Below are 23,082 nucleotides of genomic sequence, written 5' to 3'. Positions count from 1 at the left end.
GACGATGCGGTTCGGTCTGCTCGGCGCGCCCGCCGTGCACGACGCCGCGGGTGAGCCGCAGCACCTGGGCAGTGCCAAAGTCCGCGCGCTGCTCGCCACCTTGCTGCTGCGCCCGAACAAGGTGGTTCCCGTGGACGAGTTGAAGGCCGCGCTGTGGGGGGACGAACCGCCCGCCTCCGCCCATGCCTCCCTGCACAACCATGTGACCCGGCTGCGCCGCATCATCGCGGAGGAGGGCCGGCTGCGGGCCGTGGCGCCCGGGTACGTGCTGCGGGTGGCGCCCGGTGAGCTGGACACCGAGGTGTTCGAGGAGCAGGTGCGCACCGCGCGGGCCGCGTACGGCCGCGGCGACTGGGCCGCGGTGGTCGCCGCCGCGCGGGACGGCCTCGCGCTGTGGCGGGGCAGCCCGCTGGCCGGGGTGTACGGCCCCGACGAGGCCGAGCCCGCACTCGCGCAGCGGCTGCGGGAGTCGCGGCTGCTGCTCCTGCAGTGGCGTTACGACGCCGAGCTGGCCCTCGGCCGGCACGACGGCCTGGGGCCCGAACTCGCGGCGCTGGTCGCCGAGTTCCCGCTGCGGGAGGCGTTCCACCGGCAGCTGATGCTGGTGCTGCACCGTACGGGCCGGCAGGCCGAGGCGCTCGACGTGTACCGCTCGCTGCGCCGCACCCTGGTGGACGAGCTGGGCGTGGACCCCGGGCCGGCGGTGCGGGAGGCGCACGAGGAGGTGCTGCGGGGCCCGGTCGCGACGCCGCCGCCACCGCAGCCGCTGCCGCCCCCGGTGCCCGAGCGGCGGCCGCCCGCTCAACTGCCGCCGAGCCCGGCGCACTTCACCGGCCGCGAGGAGACCGTCGCCGCTCTGCGCACCGCGCTCACCAGGGGCGGAGCCGTCGTGGTCGTCTCCGGAATGGCAGGGGTCGGCAAGTCCGCCCTCGCCGCGCATGTCGCGCACACGCTGCGCGAGGAGTTCCCCGACGGCCAGCTCTACTTCAATCTGCACGGCGCGACCCCCGGCGTCCCCCCACTGGAGGCGTCCCAGGCCGTTGCCGCAATGCTCAGGGACCTCGGCGTCGGGCCGCGGCAGATACCGGAGGCGCCCGACGCGGCGACCGCGCTGCTGCGTTCGGTCCTCGCCCCCACCCGGACGCTCCTCCTGCTGGACGACGCAGCGTCCGCGGCGCAGGTGCGGCCGCTGCTGCCCGCCGGGACGGGGTGCGCGGTCGTCGTCACGAGCCGGTCCCCGCTGACGGCCCTGGACGGCGCCGAGCGTTTTCCCCTCGGTCCGCTGAGCGCCGGTGACAGCGAGCAGCTGGTGCGCGCGGTCTCCGGACGCGGTCCGGACGAGCGGCTGGAGAGGCTGGTCGAGCTGTGCGGGCGGCTGCCGCTGGCGCTGCGGGTCGTCGGCGCCCGGCTCGCCGCCCGCAGTGCGCTCACGCCGGACGTGCTCGCCGGACTGCTCGACGCCGAGGCGGGGCGGCTCGACCACCTCGACTACGACGATCTGAGCGTGCGCGGCTCGCTCGCCGTGGCCCACGACGGCCTGGATCCCGATGCCGCGCTCGCGTTGCGCGGGCTGGGCGCGGTGGACCTGCCGGAGTACGGCGTGCCCGCCGTGGCCCGGCTGATGGACACCGACGAGCCGCGGGCGGTGGCGGCCCTGGACCGGCTGGTCGAGGTGGCCCTGCTCCAGGAGGTGTCGTACGGCCGGTTCGTCCCGCACGACCTCGTACGGGACTACGCCCGTGAGCTGGCCGAGCGGGCGGGCGGCACGCAGGCGGCGCTCGATCGCGTGCTGCGGTGGTACGGGGAGCGGGCCCGGCAGGCGGCGCTGACGCTGTCCCCGGTCGGCTCCGACACCGAACTGCGCCTGCCCGAGCCGATCGGCGAGGCGGAACCTTTCTCCTGCGGTGACACGGCGCTGGCCTGGTGCGACGCCGAGGTGGTGAACGCGGTCGCGCTGACCGAGCGCTACGCCTTCGCCTCCCGGACCGTCCCCCTCCTCGTCCGCGCCTGGTCCATCCTGCTGCGGCACCGCGGCCGGCTCCAGGAGCTCGCAGTCGTGGGCCGTATCGCCCTCGACGCGGCCCGCGCCCACGGCGACGCCGAGTCGGAGGCGAACGCGCTGAGCGACCTCGCCGGGCTGCACTTCCTCAGCGGCCGCCCGGACCGCGCCCTGCCGCTCAACGAGGAAGCCCTCGCGGCCTGGCGCACGCTTGGCAACGACCGCCGTATGCAGCGCAGCCTCAGCAACCAGGGCCTCCTGCTGGAGGCCCTGGGGCGGCACGAGGAGGCGGCCGAGGTGCTGCGGGAGAGCCTGGAGCTGGTCCACCGCATCGGCGACGCGTACGCAGAGGGGGTCGTCCTCATCGCGCTCGGCAACCTCTACGAGCACTCGGACGCCCGGGCCGCCATCGGCTACCACGAGCGCGCGCTGGAGATCGGGGTGCGGCTCGGCGGCGACGTACTCGTCCAGACCTCCCACTGCAACATCGGGTACGCGCATCTCACGCTCGGCGAACCGGCCGCCGCCCTGCGCCACTTCGAGGAGTGCCTGCGCATCCTCGGCGACGACGGGCCCTGGCACGGCGAGTCCCAGGGCCGTGTCGGGCTCGTCCGGGCCCTGCGCGGACTCGGCCGCGACGCCGAGGCGGCGGAGGAGTGCGCGCGGCTGCTGGAGAGCGCCGAGGTGCGGGCCGACGCGCAGATGGTGGGCCTGGCCCGGCACCAGCGGGGGCTGCTGCTGCGGGCGGCCGGGCGGGTGGGCGAGGCGCGGGAGCAGTGGCGGGCCGCGGTGCGGACGCTGGAGGCGTTCGACGGCGCGCACGGCAAGACTCTCGCCGAACTGCGCGAACTGCTGTGCCCGACCGCGACGGAGGCCGACGCGCCCGCGCCGCGAGCGGCCCCGCAGGAGGCCGACCACCGGTTCGCGGACGGGGCCTGAAACATTTCGGCCGTGCCGTCGCGTCGAGTGGGTGAAGACGTCATCGAGGGGGAGTGGGTACGGACATGCGAGCGTCCCGAGCGGAGGAGTTCAGAGAGTTCGCGGCGAGCCGTGCCGCGCACCTCTACCGCTCCGCATGCCTGCTGACCAGCGGCGACATCCATCTCGCCGAGGACCTCGTGCAGGAGACGCTCGGCCGGATGTACCTGCTCTGGGGGAGGGCCTCCCGCATCGACAATCCGGCGGCCTACGCCCAGACCGTGCTCGTGCGCTGCTTCCTCACGCACAAGCGCCGGCGCTCGGCGTCCGAGCGTCCCGTCGGCGAACTCCCGGACACCGTGAGGCTGTCCGGTGACGACCCTGAGCTGCGGCTCGCCCTTCTCGGCGCGCTCGGGCGGCTGTCCGCGAAGGACCGCGCCGTGGTGGTGCTGCGGTACTGGGAGGACCGCAGCATCGAGGAGACCGCGGACGCCATGAACGTCAGCTCGGCAGCCGTGCGCACCAGGGCCGTGCGCGCGCTCGCCAAGCTCCGCGAACACCTGGGCGGCAGCCTCGTGGACCTCGCCGCCCGCTGAGCACGGGGCGCGCCGGACGTGCGGCGCGCTCCCTTCGACTTCTTTCGTACCCGTCGAGCAGAGAGTGTGGTTCCCCATGCCTTTCGAGGACGAACTCGGCGATGCGCTGCATCGCACCGGAGACGGCATCCGGCCCGCCAACCGGCGCGCGCTGGTCGAGGGCGGACTGCGCCGGGGCCGCCGCAAGCAGGGGGTGCGCCGCGCCGCCGTTGCCGGCAGCGCGCTGGCGCTTGCTGCGGTCGGCCTGGCCGGTACGTACGCGACCGGCGTGATCGGCGAGCGTGACGGCGGCGGGAAGGGCTCCGTCGCCTCCGCGGGGGAGGTCCCGCAGCTGTCGGTGGAGAAGACCGACGGCGCGGTCACCGCCGAAGAGATGATCGGCGCGCTCAAGGCGCTGCTGCCGGCAGGCGACGTTGTCCACGAGGGCGGCCGCGGCAGCAGCAAGGTCGGCCCCTCGATGCCGTACGCCGCGGTCGTCTTCGACGACGGGAAGGGGCAGGCGCAGATCTCGTTCGGCTTCAACACCGTCGAGCCGGACGGCGACATGGCGGACGACTACGTCACCTGCCCCTCCAAGGCGCTCGTCGACCACGACGGGTGCACGGCCGAGACCCTCGCGGACGGCTCGCGGTACATGCTGATCAAGGGCTTCGTGTACGACCGGGGGGAGGGCGCGAAGCAGTGGCGGGCGACCATGGTCACCCCCCAGGGCGTCCTGGTCGACGCGAGCGAGTACGACTCCCCGGCCGAGAAGGGCGGCGAGATCACCCGGTCCGCGCCGCCGCTCACCGCCGAGCAGATGAAGGCCCTGGTCACGGACGCCTCCTGGCAGCCGCTGATGAAGGAGTTCCGTGCCGAGGCGGGCGCGCCGCCGGCGGACGACACCCGGCCCGGTGAGCTGTCCGGGGAGGACATGACGAGGACGCTCACCGAACTGATGCCGGAGGGCCTGGAGGTCACCGACAAGGGCGGTGACGTGGGGTACGGCTTCGTCGTCGTCGACGACGGCAAGGGCGGGAGCTTCGTCCAGATCAATGTCCAGCCGCGCATGGACGACCTCGCCCCCGAATTCGCCGGAGCCGAGCCGCTGCCGGACGGCACGCGGGTGAAGGAGGGCCAGGAGGCCGATCCGGACCAGAAGGGCGGTGCCGGGGTCGTCGGCTGGACGGTCGACACACTGCGGCCGGACGGGTTCCGTGTCGTGATCACGGCGTTCAACGCGCCCGGTCAGGGGCAGGACGCCGGCCGGGAGCGGCCGGCCCTGACGATGGAGCAGCTGCGGGCCATCGCCCTGGACGAGAAGTGGCTGCCGCGGGGGTGACGCCGGCGCGCGGCCGGACGGCCCGCAGGCACCCCTGCCGGCCGGCCGGGGCGGCCTGCCACCCCCGCTGCCGGCCGGCCGGAGGCGCCCGACACCACCCCGCCCGGGCATATGACAAGGTCGGCCGCCTGCGCTTGTCCGCGGCGCGCCCGCCCCGGCAGAGTCGCTGCCCACGAAGCACCGCCGAGTTCCGTGGGCGGGCCGGGGCCTGACCGACCGGGCTCCCAGGAGGGGCCGATCCTCCTCGCCAACGCGCCTTGCTCCACAGTATGTTGATCGTTCGTCACCAATTGTGGCCGCGGGGTCCGGCAGCCCACCCGGGCGGCCGGGCTCCGGTACGACCGGCAGCCGCCGCGCGTCCACGGGGAAGAAGAACATGATGCGGATGGAAGAGAGCACGGTCCGGCTGCCGCTCGACGAGGCGGCGTGGATCCGCGCCGTATGGACGGACCCGGTCGTCGAGGCGCTGGAGTCGGCCGGGTACGACGTGTCCGTCGACGCGCTGGACGCCGAGGTCGGCCCGGCACCCGAATGGGCCGTCGGCGACGCCGAGGAAGGGAGCGAGGGAGTCCTCGGCCTGCGCCTGGGCCTCGGCTACCGGGTCGGCGGCACCCTGCTGTGCGCGGCGCGGATCTGGCTGCCCCGGGCGGTGTCCGTGCCGCAGGTCCCCGCCCTGTGGCCGCTGCGCCGCTGGGACGAGCCGCTCCAGCTGGTCGACGACCTGCGCTGCCGGCTGCCCTACGCCCAGGAGCGGGCCCGGTTCGGACTGGGCGACCAGGTGCCGGTGCTCGAGCTGGAGCGCACCGGCGTGACGCTCACGGGCCGGATCACCGACCAGATGCTGCTGGTGCTGCCGGCCGACCGGGTCGTCCTCGGCCAGGGTGCGCTGCGCCGGCGCCGCAGCACGGTGCCGGTGGCCTAGCGGTGTCCGGCGGATCTGGGCCGGACACCCCCTAGGGGGTGTCTCGCCGATCATGCCGGGCTCGCGACGCCCTGCGGCCCCGTCTCCCGCGTTGTCGTCGGTCGCCATGGCTCCGCCATTGTCTCCTTCCTCCGCCTTGGATCCGGGGCCGCAGGACGCCGCTCACTGATCCGGCCTGATCGGCGAGACACCCCCTAGCCCTCCCGACGAAAAATACCGCCCGTGCTCTTTCCCGAAGGAAAAAGGACGGGCGGCTTTTTTCTGCCCGCGCGACCTGACCAGGTAGGGCCGATACTTTCTGGATTCGCCGCCACCTGACAGAAAAAGGCGCCGAATTTGTCGTGAGAATGTGGCGCCCGCATCACGTGACGAAGTTCGAAGGTCGGTTTTGACCCATCAAATTCCCACCCTGAGACTCGACTTGGGGTTCGATTCTCGGAAATGCGGGACGGGATGGGAGTCGATACACCGGAGCCGCAGCAACAATGGGGAATTCTCACGATGGAGGTCCTGGGTGACGAGTCATACAATCTCGGAAAGGCCGACCGGATTCGGAGAAGTGCTTCCTGAGGGCGAAACGCAGCGCTGGCGCAGGCTGCCGGCTCTGCAGCAGCCCGAATGGGAGGACGCCGGAGCCGCCGACCGAGCGGTGCGCGAGCTCTCCCGCCGACCACCGCTCGTCGCGGCGGAGGAGATACGGACCCTCGGCTATCTGTTGGCAGAGGTGGCCGAGGGGCTGCTCCAGGTGGTCCAGGCGGGCGACTGCGCCGAGGACCCGCTCGAATGCCAACCCGAGCACGTCATACGCAAGACGGCGCTGCTGGACGCTCTCGCCGGCGTCATGTCGCTGAACTCGCTGCGTCCGGTCCTTCAGGTGGGCCGGATGGCGGGGCAGTTCGGCAAGCCGCGCTCCAGCTCGACCGAGGTCGTCGGCGGCGTCGAACTGCCGGTCTACCGCGGCCACCTGGTCAACAGCCCGGAAGCCGACCCGGAGCTGCGCAGGCCCGACCCGCGCCGGCTGCTGTCCGCGCACGATGCGGCAGCCACGGCGATGGACGCCCTGCGCTCGCGGTCCGTGCGCTCGCTCTCGCCGGTCGACGCACCGGTCTGGACGAGCCACGAGGCGCTGGTGCTGGACTACGAGCTCCCGCAGCTGCGCCGCGACGAGGAGGGCCGCCTGGTCCTCACCTCGACGCACTGGCCGTGGATCGGCGACCGGACCAGGCAGCTGGACGGCGCCCATGTCGACCTGCTGGCCTCCGTCGCCAACCCGGTGGCGTGCAAGGTCGGTCCGACCATGGACCGCGACGGGCTGCTCGCCCTGTGCGAGCGGCTCGACCCGGACCGTACGCCGGGCCGGCTGACGCTCATCTCCCGGATGGGCGCCGACCGGGTCGCCGAGCGGCTGCCCGGGTTCGTCCGCGCGGTGCGGGAGGCCGGACACCCGGTCATCTGGCTGTGCGACCCGATGCACGGGAACACGTTCGCCTCGCCCGACGGCTTCAAGACCCGCCTGGTCACCACGGTGGTCCATGAGGTCGAGGAGTTCCAGAAGGCCGTCACCGAGGCCGGCGGCACGGCGGGCGGACTGCACCTGGAGACCACGCCCGACGAGGTCTCCGAGTGTGTCCACGACGCCTCGCTGCTCGACCGGGTCGGGGACAAGTACACCAGCCTGTGCGACCCGCGGCTCAATCCCGGACAGGCGCTGGAAGTCGCCTCCGCCTGGCACATCTAGGCGAACGGTACGGCGCGACCCGCAAGAAGTGACGGAACCAGCCGGCACGCCGCATGAGAAACGCCGCACGGGTCTTTTCATTCGTGCGGCAGCCATACCCGTACATCCGCAGCAGGAAATGGCGGCGGGCCGCCGGGATTTCGTGGTGCGGCCATACAGCCCACGGAATCCCGGCGGCCCCGGCCGCCGCAATCCCCGAGCTTTGGGACCACGATGAATGTCGACAAGACGGAAAAGAAGGTAGCCCTCGTCACCGGTGCCGCCGGTGGCATCGGCGAGGCAGTGGTGCGCGCTCTGGCGGCCGACGGCGCCGCGGTCGCCATGGTCGACCGGAACCTGGAGCCACTGGAGGAACTGGCCAAGGAACTGCGCGCGGTGGGGCAGGTGGCCGAGGCCTACCCCGCGGATGTCACGGACAGCGCGGACGTCGATGCCGTGGTGGACGCGGTCGAGCAGCAGCTCGGCGGCATCCAGTACCTGGTGAACGGCGCCGGCGTGCTCCGCCTCGGCAAGGCGAAGGCGCTCACCGACCAGGACTGGGCCACGACCTTCGCGGTGAACACCAGCGGCGTGTTCTTCATGTCCCGCGCGGTGGTCAACCGCATGGTCGAGCGCGGCTCCGGCGCGATCGTCACGATCGCGTCCAACGCCGCGGGCACGGCGCGCGTGGACATGTCCGCGTACTCCGCGTCCAAGGCCGCGTCCACCATGTTCACCAAGGTCCTCGGCCTGGAGGTGGCGCGGTACGGCATCCGCTGCAACGTGGTGGCGCCCGGTTCCACCGACACCCCGATGCTGACCTCCCTGTGGGACGACGGCAGCGCGGCGCGTTCCTCGATCGAGGGCGTTCCCGGCGCCTTCCGCGTCGGCATACCGGTGGGACGGCTGGCCCAGCCCTCGCACATCGCCGACGCCGTGCTGTTCCTCCTGTCCGACCGGGCCGCCCACATCACCATGCACGACCTCACCGTGGACGGCGGTGCCTCGCTCGGTCACTGACCGCCCGTAAGCCACCAGCCGAGAGGAAGATCCCGGATGGCTCTGCCCACGATCAGCCCCTATCCGATGCCCGGTCAGGGGGACATGCCGGAGAACATCGCGCAGTGGACCGTGGACCCGCGACGAGCGGTCCTGCTGATCCACGACATGCAGAAGTACTTCCTGCGGCCGTTCCCGGCCGGGGAGTCACCGGTGACCGACCTGGTCCGCAACGCCACCGCCCTGCGGGAGCGCTGCGCGGCCCTCGGCATCCCGGTGACGTACACCGCCCAGCCGGGCGGCATGACCGACGAGGAACGCGGCCTGCTCAAGGACTTCTGGGGTCCCGGCATGACCGTGTCCCCGGAGCACAGGAAGGTCGTCGCCGGCCTCGAACCCGCCGACGGCGACACCGTCTTCACGAAGTGGCGCTACAGCGCCTTCTTCCGCACCGAACTGCTCGACCTGCTGCGCCGTACCGGACGCGACCAGCTCATCGTCTGCGGTGTGTACGCGCACGTCGGTGTCCTCATGACGACCACGGACGCCTTCACGCACGACATCCAGCCGTTCCTCGTCGGCGACGCCATCGCGGACTTCACCCACGAGTACCACCGGATGGCGCTGGAGTACGCGGCGCAGCGCTGCGCCATGACCGTGACCACCAAGACCGTGCTGGACCAGCTCGGCCCGGCGGAGCAGGAGGAGGTCTGACATGACCGACGACGGAACACTGGATCTCGTCCTCGCCGCCGACCCGCCGCCGTTCGCGCTGCTGTACCGGCCCGAGGCGGCCGGCGCCGACCGGGTCGACGTGCTCATCGGCGAGCTGTCCACGCCGGACGTCCTCGCGGACGTGCCGTCCAGCGGCGGCCTGCGGATGGCCGGCACCGGGCGCGCCGAGCACGAGGTGCTGGTGGTCGTGCCGTACCGGCAGATCACCGAGCGCGGTTACGCGGCGGCCGACGACGGCGCCCCGCTGATCACCCTGTCCGTGCGCGACCAGGACTCGGTGCCGCTGGGGGAGCTGCTGGACCGGCTGCCCAACCAGCCCATCGAGGTGTCGGAAGGCCACTTCGACGTCGCCGACGACGCCTACGCGCAGACCGTGCGGGAGATCCTCGCCGACGAGATCGGCACCGGCGAGGGAGCCAACTTCGTCATCCGCAGGTCCTTCGTCGCCGATATCGGCGACTGGTCGCCGTCCGCGGCGCTGACCTTCTTCCGGCGGCTGCTGGAGGGCGAGCGCGGCGCGTACTGGACGTTCGTCGTGCACACCGGCGACCGCACGTTCGTGGGTGCCAGCCCCGAGCGGCATGTGAGCCTGCACGGCGGCACCGCCGTGATGAACCCGATCAGCGGCACCTACCGCTATCCGGCCACCGGGCCGACGCTGGAGGGCGTGACCGCCTTCCTCGCCGACCCCAAGGAGGCCGACGAGCTCTACATGGTGGTCGACGAAGAGCTCAAGATGATGGCCGGGATCTGCGACGGCGGCGGGCGCGTGGTGGGCCCGTACCTCAAGGAGATGGCGCGCCTCGCGCACACCGAGTACTTCATCGAGGGCCGCAGCACCCGCGACCCGCGCGAGATCCTGCGCGACACCCTGTTCGCCCCCACGGTCACCGGCAGCCCGCTGGAGAGCGCGGCGAAGGTGATCGCCAAGTACGAGCCCCAGGGCCGCGGTTACTACAGCGGCGTACTGGCCCTCATCGGCCGGGACGCCGAGGGCGGCCCGACCCTGGACTCGGCCATCATGATCAGGACGGCGGAGATCTCCGCCACCGGGCGGGTCGCCATCGGCGTGGGCGCCACCCTGGTCAGGGACTCCCGGCCCGAGTCGGAGGTGGCCGAGACGCGGGCCAAGGCGTCCGGGCTGCTGGCCGCGCTCGGGGCGACGGAGTCGGGGCTCTCCGGGCACCCGGACGTCCTGGCCGCGCTGGACCAGCGCAACCGGTCGATCTCCGCGTACTGGCTCCAGGAGCCGGGCGCGCGCGATCGCACGGTGCCCGCGCTCGCCGGCCGCAAGGTCCTCGTCGTCGACGCCGAGGACACCTTCACCGGCATGCTGGCGCACCAACTGCGCTCGCTCGGCATGGAGGTGACGGTCCGGCGCTTCGACCAGGAGTACTCAGTCGACGGCTGCGACCTGGTCGTGCTCGGGCCGGGCCCCGGCGATCCGCGCGATGTGGACCATCCGAAGATCGCCCACCTGCACGGCGCGACCCGTGAGCTGCTGGCGCGGGGCATTCCGTTCCTCTCGGTGTGCCTGAGCCACCAGGTGCTCAGCACCCTCCTCGGCCTGGACCTGGTCCGCAGGGACAAGCCCAACCAGGGCGTGCAGCGGAAGATCGACCTGTTCGGCAGGCCCGAACAGGTGGGCTTCTACAACACGTTCGCCGCGCGCAGCGCGACCGAGACCGTGCGGCCCGAGCTGATCGGGGCACCCGTCTCGGTGAGCCGGGACGCGGTGACCGGCGAGGTGCACGGACTGCGCGGACCGGGCTTCCGCTCGGTGCAGTTCCACCCGGAGTCGATCCTGACCGAGGACGGTGTGCGGATCCTGAGCGATCTGCTCACACCCCTGACGGCCGACTGATCCAGGGGCGGTTCCCTGCCCCGGTCGGCCCGCCGGTCCGGCACCATCCCCCGCCGCCGGACCGGCACGGACAGCGGGCCGCGGGCGCGCGGTGTCGCCTCCCCCTGGCACCCCGCCCGCGGCCGCTGCTCCGCGACCGCACCACACACCCGACAGACCCACAACCGACCCGACACAGGCGGGCGTTCACCGCCGAGGAGGACAGCCATGCATGCCGTAGTCGTCTGGTGGGAGCTCGCGGGCACCGGCCGCACCATCGCCGAGCTGCGCGACTTCCTCCGGGACGAGGCCGTGGACCGGTTCGCGGCCGTACCCGGCCTGGTGCTCAAGACCTGGATCTCCGACGAGGCCCGCGAACGCTGGGGAGCGATCTTCCTGTGGGAGTCCGCCGAGGCGGCCGCCCAGCCGATCCCCACCCGCGCGGCCGAGATCATCGGGGCACCGCCCGGACACCGCCACGCCTTCGACGTGGAGGCCACCGTCCAGGGTGTGCACACCCTGGACTCGCTCTCCGGACACGGCCTTGCCTTCGCGTCCTGAGCGCCGCCCGGCCGCCGTGCTCATCGGCGCGCCCGGCGCGGGCAAGACCACAGTGGGACGGCTGCTCGCCGGCCTGCTCGGCGTCGGCTTCCGGGACACGGACGCCGACCTGGAGGCCGCGGCCGGCACGGGGATCCCCGACATCCTGCACCGCACGGGCGAGGCGCACTTCCGGCTGCTGGAGCGGGCCGCGGTGCACCGTGCGCTCGCCCGGCACGACGGGGTCCTCGCACTGGGCGGGGGATCCGTCCTGGACGCCTCCGTGCAGCAGGCGCTGCGCGTGCACACGGTCGTCCATCTCGCCGTACCGCTGGAGCAGTTGCTCGACCGCATCGGCGACGCCGCGAGCCGTCCGCTGCTGGCCGACGACCCGGGCGGACGGCTGCGCACCGCCCTCGGCGTCCGTACCCCGATCTACCGCAGACTGGCCCGCCACACCGTGACGGTGGCGCCCGGGGAGCGCCCCGACGAGGTGGCCGGCCGGATCGCCGCCCTGCTGACCGGCAGGCCCGCAGGGGCCTTGCGACGAGCGAAGGAGTCCGTGTGAGCACCATATTCCCAGGTCTCGTGCCCGCCTCTCCCGAAGCGCTCGGCGGACGTCATCCGCTGCGCGTCAGGGCGGGCGGCGAGCGGCCGTACGACGTGCTGATCGGGCAGAAGGCCGCCTCCGCGGTCGTCAGCCTGCTGCCGGAGCGGGCGAGGACGGTCGCCCTCGTCCACGACGAGTCCCTCAGCTGCCAGGTGCGGTCGATCCGCGCGGCGCTGGAGGCCGACCGCCGCCGTGTCGCCGTGCTGCAGATCCCGCAGGGCGAGGCGGCCAAGCAGATCGGTGTCCTGGCCGGTGTCTGGTCCCGGTTCGCCGCGGCCGGCGTCACCGGCGACGACGTCGTGGTGGCCTTCGGCGGCGGCGCGACCCTGGATCTCGCCGGTTTCGCCGCGGCGACCTGGCGGCGCGGTGTGCCGACGGTCCTGGTGCCGACGACGCTGCTCGGCATGGTCGACGCGGCCGTCGGCGGTGCCGCCGGGATCAACGTGCCCGAAGGCCGGGAGCTGGTGGGCGTGTGCCATCCGCCGGCCGGGGTGGTCTGCGATCCGGAGCTGCTGGAGACGGTCCCCGACGGCGGTCATCTCGGCGGGCTCGCCGAGATGACCAAGGCGGGCTTCGTCGGCGACCCCGTGATCCTGGATCTGATCGCAGCCCATCCGGCGCGGGCCGCCCGCCCGGCCGGCTGCGACGCCGCCGGACTGATCGAGCGCGCGGTGCGGGTCAAGGCCGCGGCCCTCGCCCGCCGGGACGGCGAGCCCGCCTGGAGCCTCGGGTACGGGCACACCCTCGGCCGCGCGATCGAGCGCGTGGAGCACTACCGCGTACCGCCCGGGCACGCCCTGGCCGTGGGCATGGTCTTCGCCGCGGAAGTGGCGCGGCTCGCGGGCCGGTTGGACGACGCGTCGGTGGAGCGCCATCGCGAGGTGCTGGCCGCCGTCGGGCTGCCCACGTCGTACCCCGGCGAGGCGTGGGCCGGGCTGCGGGAGGCCCTGACGGCCGGCTCGGGGGACGCCCCGGCGCCGCTGGTCGTGCTCGACGCCATCGGCAGGCCCGGGCTGCTGCACGACCCGGAGGGGGCGCTGCAGGACGAGGCGTACCGCCGGATCGGTTCCTGAGGGCCGTGCGCAGGCCGCCCGGCCGCCGTCCCCCGGACCGCCGTCCGCCGCCCGCGGGTCGCCACGGGCACAGCACGCGCGGTACGGAAGCGGCCGACGGTGATTTTCCGACGACAAGTGGATGACAAAAAACCGACCATCTTCCTTGTTTAAGAGCCCCGAGAGGCGCCTGCGAGGGCGACCCTCTCGGGGCTCTCATCTGCTTCTTCTCTTCCGGCGCACCCTCCTGACCTGCATATGCCGCTGGAACGCTCCCCTGACCTGACGGAGTGTGGTTGGCGTGTTTCGAATAAAAACCGACTGCGTGGTTTGGTAAGGTGGTCGAGTTGGCCAGGTCAGGCACTCCTCGCGGCCATGCCGCGAGGAGCCGGCGGACCGGGTCGCATCCAGGGAAGGGGGCCCTGTGGAAGGGACCAGGGACAGGGAAGGACGACCGGACATCGCTTGGGGCGATGTCGACGACGACTTCGTGACCGAGTTCTCGAAGCGCATGCTCACGTCACTGCCGCGCCGGGATCAGCGCGAGCGCGGTGAGTGGTACATCTCCGGACTGCTCTCGATCCCCGGGCGCAAGTCCATGCGGTCGATCGCGTCGGTGATCGGCGGTGGCGCGGCCGAACAGCGTCTGCACCACTTCATCAGCAAGTCCTCGTGGGACTGGCTGGCGGTGCGCAGAGCACTGGCCGGCCACCTGGACCGGACGCTGCTTCCGCACGCCTGGGTGGTCCGGCCGATGTACGTGGTCAAGACCGGAGAGCACACGGTCGGAGTGGAGGAGTCCTTCGTCCCGCAGCTCGGGCGGGTCGTCAACAGCCAGAAGTCGTACGGCGTCTGGCTGGCCAACGAGGAGCAGAGCGCACCCATCAACTGGCGGCTGATCCTTCCCACGGACTGGCTGCAGGACAAGGAGAGGCGCAAGCGCGCCGAGATACCGGAGGGCGAGGGCGAGGCCGAACCGGGCGCCGTCGCCCTGCACGCCGTCCTGGAACCGCTGCGGGCCTGGGGGCTGCGCTGCCGTCCCGTGGTGATGGACGCGCGGGACCACGACGCCGCCCTGCTGGCGAGGAACTTCGCGCACAAGGGCGTGCCGTTCGTCCTGCGCATCGGCGGGACGACGCTGCTGCTGCCCAACGAACTGCTGCCCACCGGGCACGGCGAACGGCTGCTCCAGGCGCAGCAGGTGATCGAGTGGGTGAAGAAGGCGTCCCGGCAGGTCGGCTGGGTCGACCCGCACAGCGCCATCAACCGCTCGGCGCTCGTCACCGGTACGAAGGTCACCCTGCCCGCCCCGGGCCGGGGCCTGCCGCTGCAGCTGGCGGGCGCCTGGTCGGGCTGGGAACGGCAGCCCGGGGAGCTGTGGCTGACCAACCTGACCGACGCGCCGCCCGCGGTGCTGCTGCGGCTCGGGAGGCTGACGGAGCGGGTCGAACACGACTTCGCCGAGATCAGCACGCGGGTCGGGGTACGGGACTTCGAGGGCCGTACGTTCGGCGGCTGGCACCGCCATGTCACGCTCAGCTCGGTGGCGCACGCCATCGTGACGCTGTCCGCGGCGCGGCAGCAGGGTGCACGGAGTGAACGGAGCCTGATCCGCTCGGCGTGAGCGGGTGGCCGGGGCGGGCGGGCCCCGGGCATAGGGCCGGTCCTCCGCGCCTGCGCGAGGCGCGCGTGTACGACTCCGGACCCCGCCGGGGTCGCCACGCGGGCCGGCGCGCCAGGAGGCCGCCGTGGCCGACGGGAACGGCCCGCGGGCGGCCCCTCGATCTCTTCCCCGGACGTCGTCCGGGACCCATGACGGGCCGGACGGCCCGCCGGTGAGCAGCGGTCGCGGGACCGCGCGGTGCCGCGTCGTGAGCAGCGGTTCTCAGCCGTGGGACGGGCCGGACTGCGCCTGGCGGTCGATCTCCGCCGTGACCGCGCGGCGCATCTCCTCCACCGGGACGTCCGTGCGTCCCGTCATCAACTCGACCTGGCGCACCGCCTGGTGCAACAGCATGGTGTGGCCGCCCACCGCGCGGGCGCCGCCGAAGAGAGCCGCCCTGGCGAGCCGGGTCGGCCAGTTGGCGTACACGACGTCGAAGACGTCCGCCCCGCTGCGCGCGATCGCCGCCGCGTACGGATCGGCCGCGCCCGCAGGCAGCGTCGAGACGACCAGGGCCGCGCCGTTCAGCACGTCCCCGAGTTCGTCGAAGGTGTGGAACCGTACGGCCACGCCGAGCCGTGTGGCGGCCGCGCACACCAGTGCGCCGCGGCTGCGTTCCCGTACGACGACCGGGATGTCGGTCTGTCCCAGCTCCCTCAGCGCCGCCAGCGCCGAGCACGCGGTCGCGCCGCCGCCGAGGATCACCGCGTCCGGGCGGCCCGCGGCCAGGCCCTCCTCGTGCAGCGCCGTGACGATGCCGTGGACGTCGGTGTTGTGGCCGTACCGCCTGCCGTCCCGCAGGACGACGGTGTTCGCGCCGCCGACGTCCAGCGCCAGCGGGGTCACCTCGTCGACGAGCGGCAGCACCGCGCGTTTCAGCGGCATGGTCAGGGAGAGCCCCGCCCAGGAGTCGTCGAGCGAGTCCAGCAGCCCGGGGAGCTGCTTCTCGTCGCATTCGACGGCCTCGTAGGACCAGTCGAGTCCGAGCGCGGCGTGTGCGGCGCGGTGCAGGACGGGGGAGAGGGAGTGGGCGATGGGGGACCCCAGCACCGCGGCGCGCGGGCGGCGCCGGCGCCCGGTGGCGATGCGCTGCCGGGGGGAGAGGCGAGCAGTGCTCATGACGGTGCTCCTTGTCGGGTCGGCGGGGAGAGGACGGGGAGGAGGGGGACGGGGGAGCGGGCGGGAACGGAGGCGCGGTCGGCACACGGGGGACGCCCGTTCAAGGGGGCTCGACCGACCGCTCGCGTACGGGGGGAGTGAGCGTGATCACACGGATTGCCGGCTTCCGCTATCTGACACAGGGTGACGGGAGTTGGGTGACCTGGGCACCGACCGCCGGATACTTCGTCACAAGGAGTCCGGATTTTCACGGGCGTCATGACAAAGTCCCCCCGCGTACCGGCCACGCATGGCGAGTTCGCGGCAGTGTGCAGCGCACCGCAGGAGCGCCACGGGGGCGCTCGGCGGCTTCGATTCTGGGGGGAATCATGATCAGTCGACGTACTGCGCTCAGAGCCGGCATAGGCGCGGCGGGGGCCGTCGGCGGCGCCGCTCTGATTGCGCCGGCCTTCTCCGGCGGTGTCGCGCTCGCGGCCGACCTCGACCCGAGCGCGATCGCCAAGTACGCCGTGCCCATGCCCGTGCCGCGTGTGCTCCAGCCGACGTCGGTGTCCGGCACCACCAGCACGTACACGGTGACGATGAAGGAGATCACCAAGGAGATCCTGCCGGGGCGCAGGACCAGGCTGCGGACGTACAACGGCGAGTTCCCGGGACCGGTCATCAAGGCGCGGTCCGGTCAGCGAGTGGTGATCAAGCAGATCAACAATCTCGCCCAGCCCACCTCGGTCCACCTGCACGGCGCCCACGTCCCGCAGGACAGCGACGGCGGCCCGATGGACCTCATCCCGCCGGGCGGGTCCAAGACCTACACGTACCCGAACCAGCAGCCGCACGCGAACCTCTGGTTCCACGACCACGCCCATCACGAGGAGGCGGAGCACGTCTACCGCGGGCTGTCCGGCTTCTACCTGCTGACCGACGACATCGAGTCGCGTCTGGACCTGCCCGAAGGTCTGGACGACATCCCGATCGCGCTGCGCGAGGCGCGCTTCGACGAGTCGGGTGAACTCGTCTACGTGATGGACGACTTCATGAACCGGAACACCATCCTGACGAACGGGGTTCCGTGGCCGTACTTCTCCGTCGAGGCCCGCAAGTACCGCTTCCGCGTCTTCAACCAGTCCAACCTGCGGTTCTTCGACCTCAGGCTGGGAGCGGGGGAGACCTTCTGGCAGATCGGCGGCGACGGTGGCCTGCTGGAGAAGCCGCTGCAGACGACCGCGGTGAAGCTGTCGCCCGGCGAACGCGTCGACATCGTCGTCGACTTCGCCAAGTACGTCCCCGGCACTCGCCTGGAACTGACCAACACGGAAGGGCCCGGACCGGCCGAGCACGTCGGCAAGGTCATGCAGTTCCGCGTGATGAAGAACCTCACCGTGGGCGCGGGACCGCTGCCGTCGGTCCTGCGCACCATGCCCGCCCTCCCGCCGGCCACCGTCCAGCGCACGTTCGACCTGAGCATGGACGAGGACGGCAGGCCGAACGCCCAGGGATACATCAACGGCAAGGTGTACGACATGCACCGGATCGACACCGAGGTGAAGCTCGGCGTCCCGGAGATATGGACAGTCACCAACTCCAACAAGCTCGCGCCGCACAACTTCCATGTGCACCTGGCGATGTTCCGGGTACTGGAGCGCAACGGGAGGCCCGTCGCGAACGACGGCGAGAGCGCCTGGAAGGACACGGTCAGCCTCAAGGCCGGCGAGAGCGTGAAACTGCAGGTGACGTTCGAGAGCTACCGCGGCGACTACGTCTACCACTGCCACCTCATCGACCACGCGGCCATGGGAATGATGGGCAATCTGCGGGTCGTCTGACCCGCACGCGCGGGCGGCCTGTGCGGCCCGCCCCGCCGCACCCTCACACGTGACGAAATCGCCCCGAATCATTTGAGGGCGCAACGACCGCTGCGGGATGGTCAGGTGCGGTTTCTGGAACCGTCCACGCCCGCATATCCGATCAAGGAGCGCACCACCGTGACGAACGTCGCCGTCATTTACTACTCGTCCACCGGTAACGTCCACAAGCTGGCCCTGGCCGCCGCCGAGTCGGCGGAGAAGGCAGGCGCCGAGGTCCGGCTGCGTCAGGTGGCCGAGCTCGCGCCCGAGGGCGCCATCGCCTCCAACCCGGCCTGGGCCGCCCACCGCGAGGCCGCCAAGGACGTGGCCGTCGCGAGCCTGGACGACCTGGAGTGGGCCGATGTCATCCTCTTCGGCACGCCCACCCGCTACGGCCTGCCGGCCGCCCAGCTCAAGCAGTTCATCGACACCACGGGCGGCATCTGGGCCCAGGGCAAGCTGGTGAACAAGGTCGTCTCGTCCTTCGTCTCGACCTCGCAGACCCACGGGGGCCAGGAGAGCACCCTCCTGGCGCTCAACAACACCTTCTACCACTGGGGCGCCATCATCGTCGCTCCCGGCTACGCCGACGCCATCCAGTTCGACATCAAGAACGGCAACCCGTACGGCGCGAGCCACGTCGGCTACAACAACGAGGCCCCCGGCGCGGAGAACCTGGCCGCCGTCGAGTTCCAGGCCCGCCGTGCCGTGGAGATCGGGACCGCGCTGAAGCGCGGGCTCGAGGCCGCGGCCTGATCCGCCGCAGTCACTTCCGTACCACCGCGGGGACGCGATGAGCGATCCGACGACGGTGCGGGCGTATCTGGACCGGCTGGGCGTCGACGGAGCCGCCCGGCCGGATCTGGACACCCTGCGCAGACTGCAGGCCGCACATCTGGAGAGGGTCCCGTTCGAGAACCTCGACATCCAGCTGGGCCGGCCGAGCCCGGTCGACGACCCGGGCGCGCTGCCCCGCATCCTGAGCGGACGCGGCGGCTACTGCTTCCACCTCAACGGGTCGTTCGCCACGCTGCTCACCCTGCTCGGCTACCGCGTCACCCGCCATCGCGGCGGCGTCCAGGACTCCGCGGACCAGCCGCCACCGGGGGACAGCGGCAACCATCTGACGCTCACCGTGCGGCTGGCGGACGAGGACGGGAGCGGACCGGGCGGCACCGGACCGGGCGGCACCGGACGGGACGGTAGCGGGTTCACCGACTGGTTCGTCGACGTCGGCATCGGCGGCGACGGCCCCCGGGAACCGATTCCGCTGCGTCCCGGCACCAGCCGCCAGGGCCCGTTCACCTACCGGCTCGGCCGTTCACCGGTCGTACCCGGCGGCTGGCGGTTCACGCACGACGCGCGCGGCTCCTTCGCCGCGATGGACTTCGCGCCGGGCCCCGCCGGCCGGGGCGACTTCACCGTCCAGAACGAGTTCCTCACCACCCACCCGGACTCCCGGTTCGTGCGCACCGCGGTGGTGGGGCTCCGGGACGCCGAAGGACTCACCCGCCTCCTCGGCACCGTACTGACGAGGATCGACGGCTCCGGCCGCCGCTCGCACACGGTCACGAGCGAGGAGGAGTACTACGGGACGCTGCAGCGCGTCTTCGGAATCACCCTCACCGATGTGCCGCAGGCGGAGCGCAGCGCGCTCTGGCGCAGGCTCAGCGCCGCGCACGAACACTGGCTGGCCACCCGCAGCAGCTGACGCGCGGCCTCCTCAGGAGCCGTCCCCCTCGCACGCGTTCCGCCTCCCCCGTTTTGACGATCCGTTCTGACGACACAGGGAGCCAGTCTTGTGAAACGTGCACTGTTCCACCTGCCGGTGGTGCTGACGGTCGCCCTCGCGGCGGCCCTCATGCCGGCCGCCGCGGGCTCGGCCACCTCACCGGCCGCGTCCGACACTCGGGCGCGGACCACCTGGGACGACTTCCGGAGCGGTTTCGACCACACCGGCGACGACGCCAAGTGGTCGCTCGCGCCGCTCGGTTCGTTCCCCTACGGCGACGGGAAGACCTCCACGTCGTCGGCGGGACTGCGGGTCGTGCCCACCGGCACCAACCCCCGGACCGGCGCCCCCGCCTTCGCGTACACGACGGGCAAGGAGTCCGACGGCGGTGACGGCGGGCTCGACCACGTCAAGTGGTACGCCCTCGCCAACCACCGGGCGAGCTCCGGTGTGATGGGCTTCGACGCCGACCCCGGGTCGGTGCTGACGTTCGACTCCACCTTCAGCGCCAGTACGTACGGCACCGATCAGCATCCGTTCGGTGACGCGGTGGCCAACCCGCGGGTCGATCTGCGGCTCGCGGCCGGCGCGATGACCACCATCGACCAGGAGTCGAACATGGTCTTCGACTTCTTCGTCACCAACGGCTGGATCTACGCCTTCTACGAGCGGCTGCCGACCCCCGGCGCCGACCACGTCGCCTTCTCCTACGCCCTGCCGGTCGAGCGCCGCTTCCGCGCCGACCAGGTCAACGACCTCGCCATCTCCTACGACCGGTCCGCCGGCACCGTGGTGTGGAAGGTGGACGGGCGCCAGGTCTACAAGGTCGACAAGATCGGCTTCAGGCCCAAGGACCGCACCCACCTGATCATCGACCTCGGCGGACGCGAGGAACTGATCGCGCCGCGCCAACTCGCTCCCGGCTTCGGCATGTTCGCGCTGCTGGACGCGGACGCCCCCGACCTGGGCGAGGACCCGAGCGGTGATCCGCCGGCCGACGGTGCGCTCGTGAAGCTCACCGACACCACCTCGTACTACGACCCCGACGCCGGCGTCCCGGTGCCGCAGACCTTCGTCGACCCGGACAGCCGGGAGGGCAACCGGCTCTGGGGACAGGGCGCACAGCTCGATGTGAAGCAGCTGAGCATCACCGGCGCCCGGTTCTGACACATCCCGGCCCCGCATTCCCTCCCGGTCATTGCGCCGGAAAGGGAATGCGGGGCTTTTCTGTGGCCGCGGGCACATGCCGTCAGCTGACGAAGTAGTCCGGTGCGCATTGATCGGTGGCCAGGGCACGGCGCAGAGTGAAGGGGATTCCAGGGGTGATTCCGGCGTCACACAGATCACGAGTAACGCGCACGCCGCACACCGAATTGCCCGCGGTAATCCACTGGTGGACGCCGCCTGTTTCTCCGGCCACTCCCCTAGCCCGCTACAGGAGAATCCTGATGACTGCACGATTCACCGGCAAGGTCGCACTCGTCACCGGAGGGGGTTCCGGCACCGGCAGAGCCACCGCGCTGGCCTTCGCGAGGGAAGGCGCCACCGTGGTGGTCGCCGGACGGGAGCCCCGGGACCTGCGGGAGACCGTCGCCCTGATCGAGAAGGAGGGCGGCACCGCCGACGCCGTCATGGCCGACGTGACGCACGGAATGGACGTCATCCGGCTGGTGAAGTCGACGGTGGAACGCCACGGCGGACTGCACATCGCCTTCAACAATGCCTGCTGGGTCCCCCACCCCCACATGCTCGCGGAAACCTGCGAAGCCGTCTGGGGCGAAGTACTTTCCACCAATCTCACCGGCGTCTGGCTGCTGATGAAGCACGAGATCGCCCATATGCGCGAGAACGGCGGCGGTGTGATCGTCAATCACTCCACCAATGTCAGCGTGAACGGCCGCCGGCTCGGATTCGGCGCCTACGCGTCCACGAAAGCGGCACTGTCCGCCCTCACCCGGACCGCCGCGCAGGAGCACATCGGCGAGGGCATCCGGATCAACTCCATCAGCCCCGGCGACGTGGAGGCCACCAACGGCCGTGCCGAGTGGGAGGAGCACGTGAAGACGTCGGCCCCGGCCGGCCGGGTCGCGCGCACCGAGGAGATCGCCGACACCGTCGCGTGGCTCGCGAGCTCCGAGTCGAAGTTCGTCGTCGGCCACGACCTGGTGCTGGACGGCGGGGTGACCCTCTGATGTCCGGGATACGTGCCCGCGTGGCCCGTATCCCAGGGTCCAAGAGCATCACCAACCGGGCCCTGCTGCTGGCCGCCGCGGCCGACGGGACGAGCGAACTGATCGCCCCGCTGGTCAGCGACGACACCGTCGCCTTCCGCGAGGCGCTCACCGACCTCGGTGCGGCCATCGAGGTACGCGAGGACAGCTGGACGGTCACGGGGCTCGGCCGCGCGCCGCGCACCGGGGCGGCGATCTGGTGCGCCGACGCGGGCACCGCGGCACGCTTTCTCCCGGTCCTCGCGGCCGCGGGCGAGGGCGAGTTCTGCTTCGACGGCTCCGATCAGCTCAGGGCGCGCCCGCTCGGTCCGCTGAGCCGTGCGCTGGTGGAGCTGGGCGCGCGGGTCGAGACCGGTGAGGGTGGCGGTCTGCCGCTGCGCATCACCGCGCGGGGGCTCGCCGGCGGCGAGCTGGCGCTCGAGTCCTCCGTCAGCAGCCAGTACCTGACCGGGCTGCTGCTGTCCGCGCCGCTGATGCGCGAACCGCTGAGCGTGGATGCGCGCGGGCTGGTCAGCCGCCCGTACATCGACATGACGACCGCCCTGATGCGCCACTTCGGCGCCGGGGTCTCGATCGACGCCGAGGGGCGGCTGCGGGTGGAGCGCGGGGGCTACACCGGCAGCAGGCTGCGGATCGAACCGGACGCCTCGACCGCCTCGTACGTCTTCGCCGCCGCGGCGGTCACGGGAACCACCGTCACCGTGCCGCACCTGGGCAAGGACAGCCTGCAGGGCGACCTGCGCTTCGCCGAGGTCCTGGCCCGCACGGGAGCCCGCGTGGAGATCGGCCCTGACGCCACCACCGTGACCGGCACCGGACGGTTCCGCGGCGGCTTCGACGTGGACATGGGCGACATCTCGGACACCTTCATGACCTTGGCGGCCGTGGCACCCCTCGCCGACGGCCCGATCACCGTCCACGGCATCCGGCACGCGCGGTTCAAGGAGTCCGACCGGATCACCGCGATCGCGGCGAACCTGCGCGCCGGCGGCATCGCGGTCGACGAGGGCGAGGACCGGATCACCGTCCACCCCGGACGGATGGCGGCCACGGAGATCGCCTGCCACCGGGACCACCGCATCGCCATGGCCTTCTCCGTCCTCGGGCTGTGCACCCCCGGGATCACTCTCGACGACCCGGGCTGCGTCGCCAAGACGTTCCCCGGCTTCCACGAGGAGCTGTCGAGGCTCTTCGGCCCGCAGGCCGGATTCCCCCCGCCGGCGCACTGAGCACGGCACGCC

General features: G+C 72.1%; 19 protein-coding genes. 18 read left to right on the top strand and 1 reads right to left on the bottom strand.

Features of this window, described 5'->3' with window-relative positions; genetic code table 11:
• The first annotated feature begins 4 nt into the window (after window positions 1-4).
• From ACF08N_RS19305 to ACF08N_RS19250, 12 genes are all read left to right on the top strand, one after another.
• Entirely contained in the window at window positions 5-2,938 is a 2,934-nt protein-coding gene (locus tag ACF08N_RS19305) for a BTAD domain-containing putative transcriptional regulator (protein ID WP_392325828.1), read from the top strand.
• Between the two features lie 65 nt (window positions 2,939-3,003).
• Window positions 3,004-3,513 carry a SigE family RNA polymerase sigma factor gene (locus ACF08N_RS19300; protein WP_392325827.1) on the top strand — a complete coding sequence of 170 codons (510 nt, stop codon included), beginning with the start codon at window positions 3,004-3,006 and terminating at the stop codon, window positions 3,511-3,513.
• Between the two features lie 76 nt (window positions 3,514-3,589).
• Window positions 3,590-4,834, top strand: coding sequence for a hypothetical protein (locus tag ACF08N_RS19295; RefSeq protein WP_392325826.1), 1,245 nt, complete (start codon window positions 3,590-3,592; stop codon window positions 4,832-4,834).
• A 385-nt stretch (window positions 4,835-5,219) separates the two neighbouring features.
• The gene (locus tag ACF08N_RS19290; RefSeq protein ID WP_392325825.1) at window positions 5,220-5,756 is read left to right on the top strand and encodes a hypothetical protein; all 537 of its coding nucleotides are present in this window, start codon (window positions 5,220-5,222) and stop codon (window positions 5,754-5,756) included.
• A 514-nt stretch (window positions 5,757-6,270) separates the two neighbouring features.
• Window positions 6,271-7,494: a 3-deoxy-7-phosphoheptulonate synthase gene (locus tag ACF08N_RS19285; protein ID WP_392325824.1), complete on the top strand. Its 1,224-nt coding sequence runs from the start codon at window positions 6,271-6,273 to the stop codon at window positions 7,492-7,494.
• Between the two features lie 213 nt (window positions 7,495-7,707).
• A complete protein-coding gene (locus ACF08N_RS19280; protein ID WP_392325823.1) occupies window positions 7,708-8,493 on the top strand; it encodes a 2,3-dihydro-2,3-dihydroxybenzoate dehydrogenase in 786 nt (261 codons plus the stop codon).
• A gap of 36 nt (window positions 8,494-8,529) precedes the next feature.
• A complete protein-coding gene (locus ACF08N_RS19275; protein WP_392325822.1) occupies window positions 8,530-9,186 on the top strand; it encodes an isochorismatase family protein in 657 nt (218 codons plus the stop codon).
• 1 nt (window position 9,187) lies between these two features.
• Window positions 9,188-11,071 carry an anthranilate synthase family protein gene (locus ACF08N_RS19270; protein ID WP_392325821.1) on the top strand — a complete coding sequence of 628 codons (1,884 nt, stop codon included), beginning with the start codon at window positions 9,188-9,190 and terminating at the stop codon, window positions 11,069-11,071.
• Window positions 11,072-11,278: 207 nt separating this feature from the next.
• Window positions 11,279-11,611, top strand: a complete 333-nt coding sequence (locus ACF08N_RS19265) for a YdhR family protein (protein WP_307714227.1) — start codon at window positions 11,279-11,281, stop codon at window positions 11,609-11,611.
• Complete coding sequence (locus ACF08N_RS19260; RefSeq protein ID WP_392325820.1) at window positions 11,595-12,158, top strand: shikimate kinase; 564 nt, start codon at window positions 11,595-11,597, stop codon at window positions 12,156-12,158. The genes ACF08N_RS19265 and ACF08N_RS19260 overlap by 17 nt, the downstream gene beginning before the upstream one ends.
• A complete protein-coding gene (locus ACF08N_RS19255) occupies window positions 12,155-13,273 on the top strand; it encodes a 3-dehydroquinate synthase family protein (RefSeq protein ID WP_392325819.1) in 1,119 nt (372 codons plus the stop codon). The genes ACF08N_RS19260 and ACF08N_RS19255 overlap by 4 nt, the downstream gene beginning before the upstream one ends.
• A 403-nt stretch (window positions 13,274-13,676) precedes the next feature.
• The gene (locus ACF08N_RS19250; RefSeq protein WP_392325818.1) at window positions 13,677-14,876 is read left to right on the top strand and encodes an IS701 family transposase; all 1,200 of its coding nucleotides are present in this window, start codon (window positions 13,677-13,679) and stop codon (window positions 14,874-14,876) included.
• Between the two features lie 261 nt (window positions 14,877-15,137).
• Here the strand turns inward: ACF08N_RS19250 and ACF08N_RS19245 are convergent, their stop codons facing one another.
• Complete coding sequence (locus ACF08N_RS19245) at window positions 15,138-16,034, bottom strand: shikimate dehydrogenase (RefSeq protein ID WP_392325817.1); 897 nt, start codon at window positions 16,032-16,034, stop codon at window positions 15,138-15,140.
• A gap of 368 nt (window positions 16,035-16,402) precedes the next feature.
• Between ACF08N_RS19245 and ACF08N_RS19240 the strand changes: the two genes are divergently transcribed.
• The 6 genes from ACF08N_RS19240 to aroA all read left to right on the top strand — a co-directional run bounded on the left by ACF08N_RS19240 (window position 16,403) and on the right by aroA (window position 23,070).
• Window positions 16,403-17,857, top strand: a complete 1,455-nt coding sequence (locus ACF08N_RS19240) for a multicopper oxidase family protein (RefSeq protein ID WP_392325816.1) — start codon at window positions 16,403-16,405, stop codon at window positions 17,855-17,857.
• 159 nt (window positions 17,858-18,016) lie between these two features.
• Window positions 18,017-18,634, top strand: a complete 618-nt coding sequence (wrbA, locus tag ACF08N_RS19235; protein ID WP_392326007.1) for an NAD(P)H:quinone oxidoreductase — start codon at window positions 18,017-18,019, stop codon at window positions 18,632-18,634.
• Window positions 18,635-18,671: 37 nt separating this feature from the next.
• Window positions 18,672-19,589 (top strand): arylamine N-acetyltransferase, encoded by a 918-nt coding sequence (locus ACF08N_RS19230; protein ID WP_392325815.1) that lies wholly within the window; start codon window positions 18,672-18,674, stop codon window positions 19,587-19,589.
• A 90-nt stretch (window positions 19,590-19,679) separates the two neighbouring features.
• The gene (locus ACF08N_RS19225) at window positions 19,680-20,777 is read left to right on the top strand and encodes a DUF6081 family protein (RefSeq protein ID WP_392325814.1); all 1,098 of its coding nucleotides are present in this window, start codon (window positions 19,680-19,682) and stop codon (window positions 20,775-20,777) included.
• Window positions 20,778-21,058: 281 nt separating this feature from the next.
• Window positions 21,059-21,802: an SDR family NAD(P)-dependent oxidoreductase gene (locus tag ACF08N_RS19220; protein WP_392325813.1), complete on the top strand. Its 744-nt coding sequence runs from the start codon at window positions 21,059-21,061 to the stop codon at window positions 21,800-21,802.
• On the top strand, window positions 21,802-23,070 hold the full coding sequence (gene aroA / locus ACF08N_RS19215) for a 3-phosphoshikimate 1-carboxyvinyltransferase (protein WP_392325812.1): 1,269 nt from the start codon (window positions 21,802-21,804) through the stop codon (window positions 23,068-23,070). The genes ACF08N_RS19220 and aroA overlap by 1 nt, the downstream gene beginning before the upstream one ends.
• Window positions 23,071-23,082 lie beyond the last annotated feature (12 nt).

Source organism: Streptomyces sp. NPDC015127 (assembly GCF_043080095.1).
GTDB lineage: Bacteria > Actinomycetota > Actinomycetes > Streptomycetales > Streptomycetaceae > Streptomyces.
This window is presented reverse-complemented; position numbering and strand designations above follow the sequence as displayed.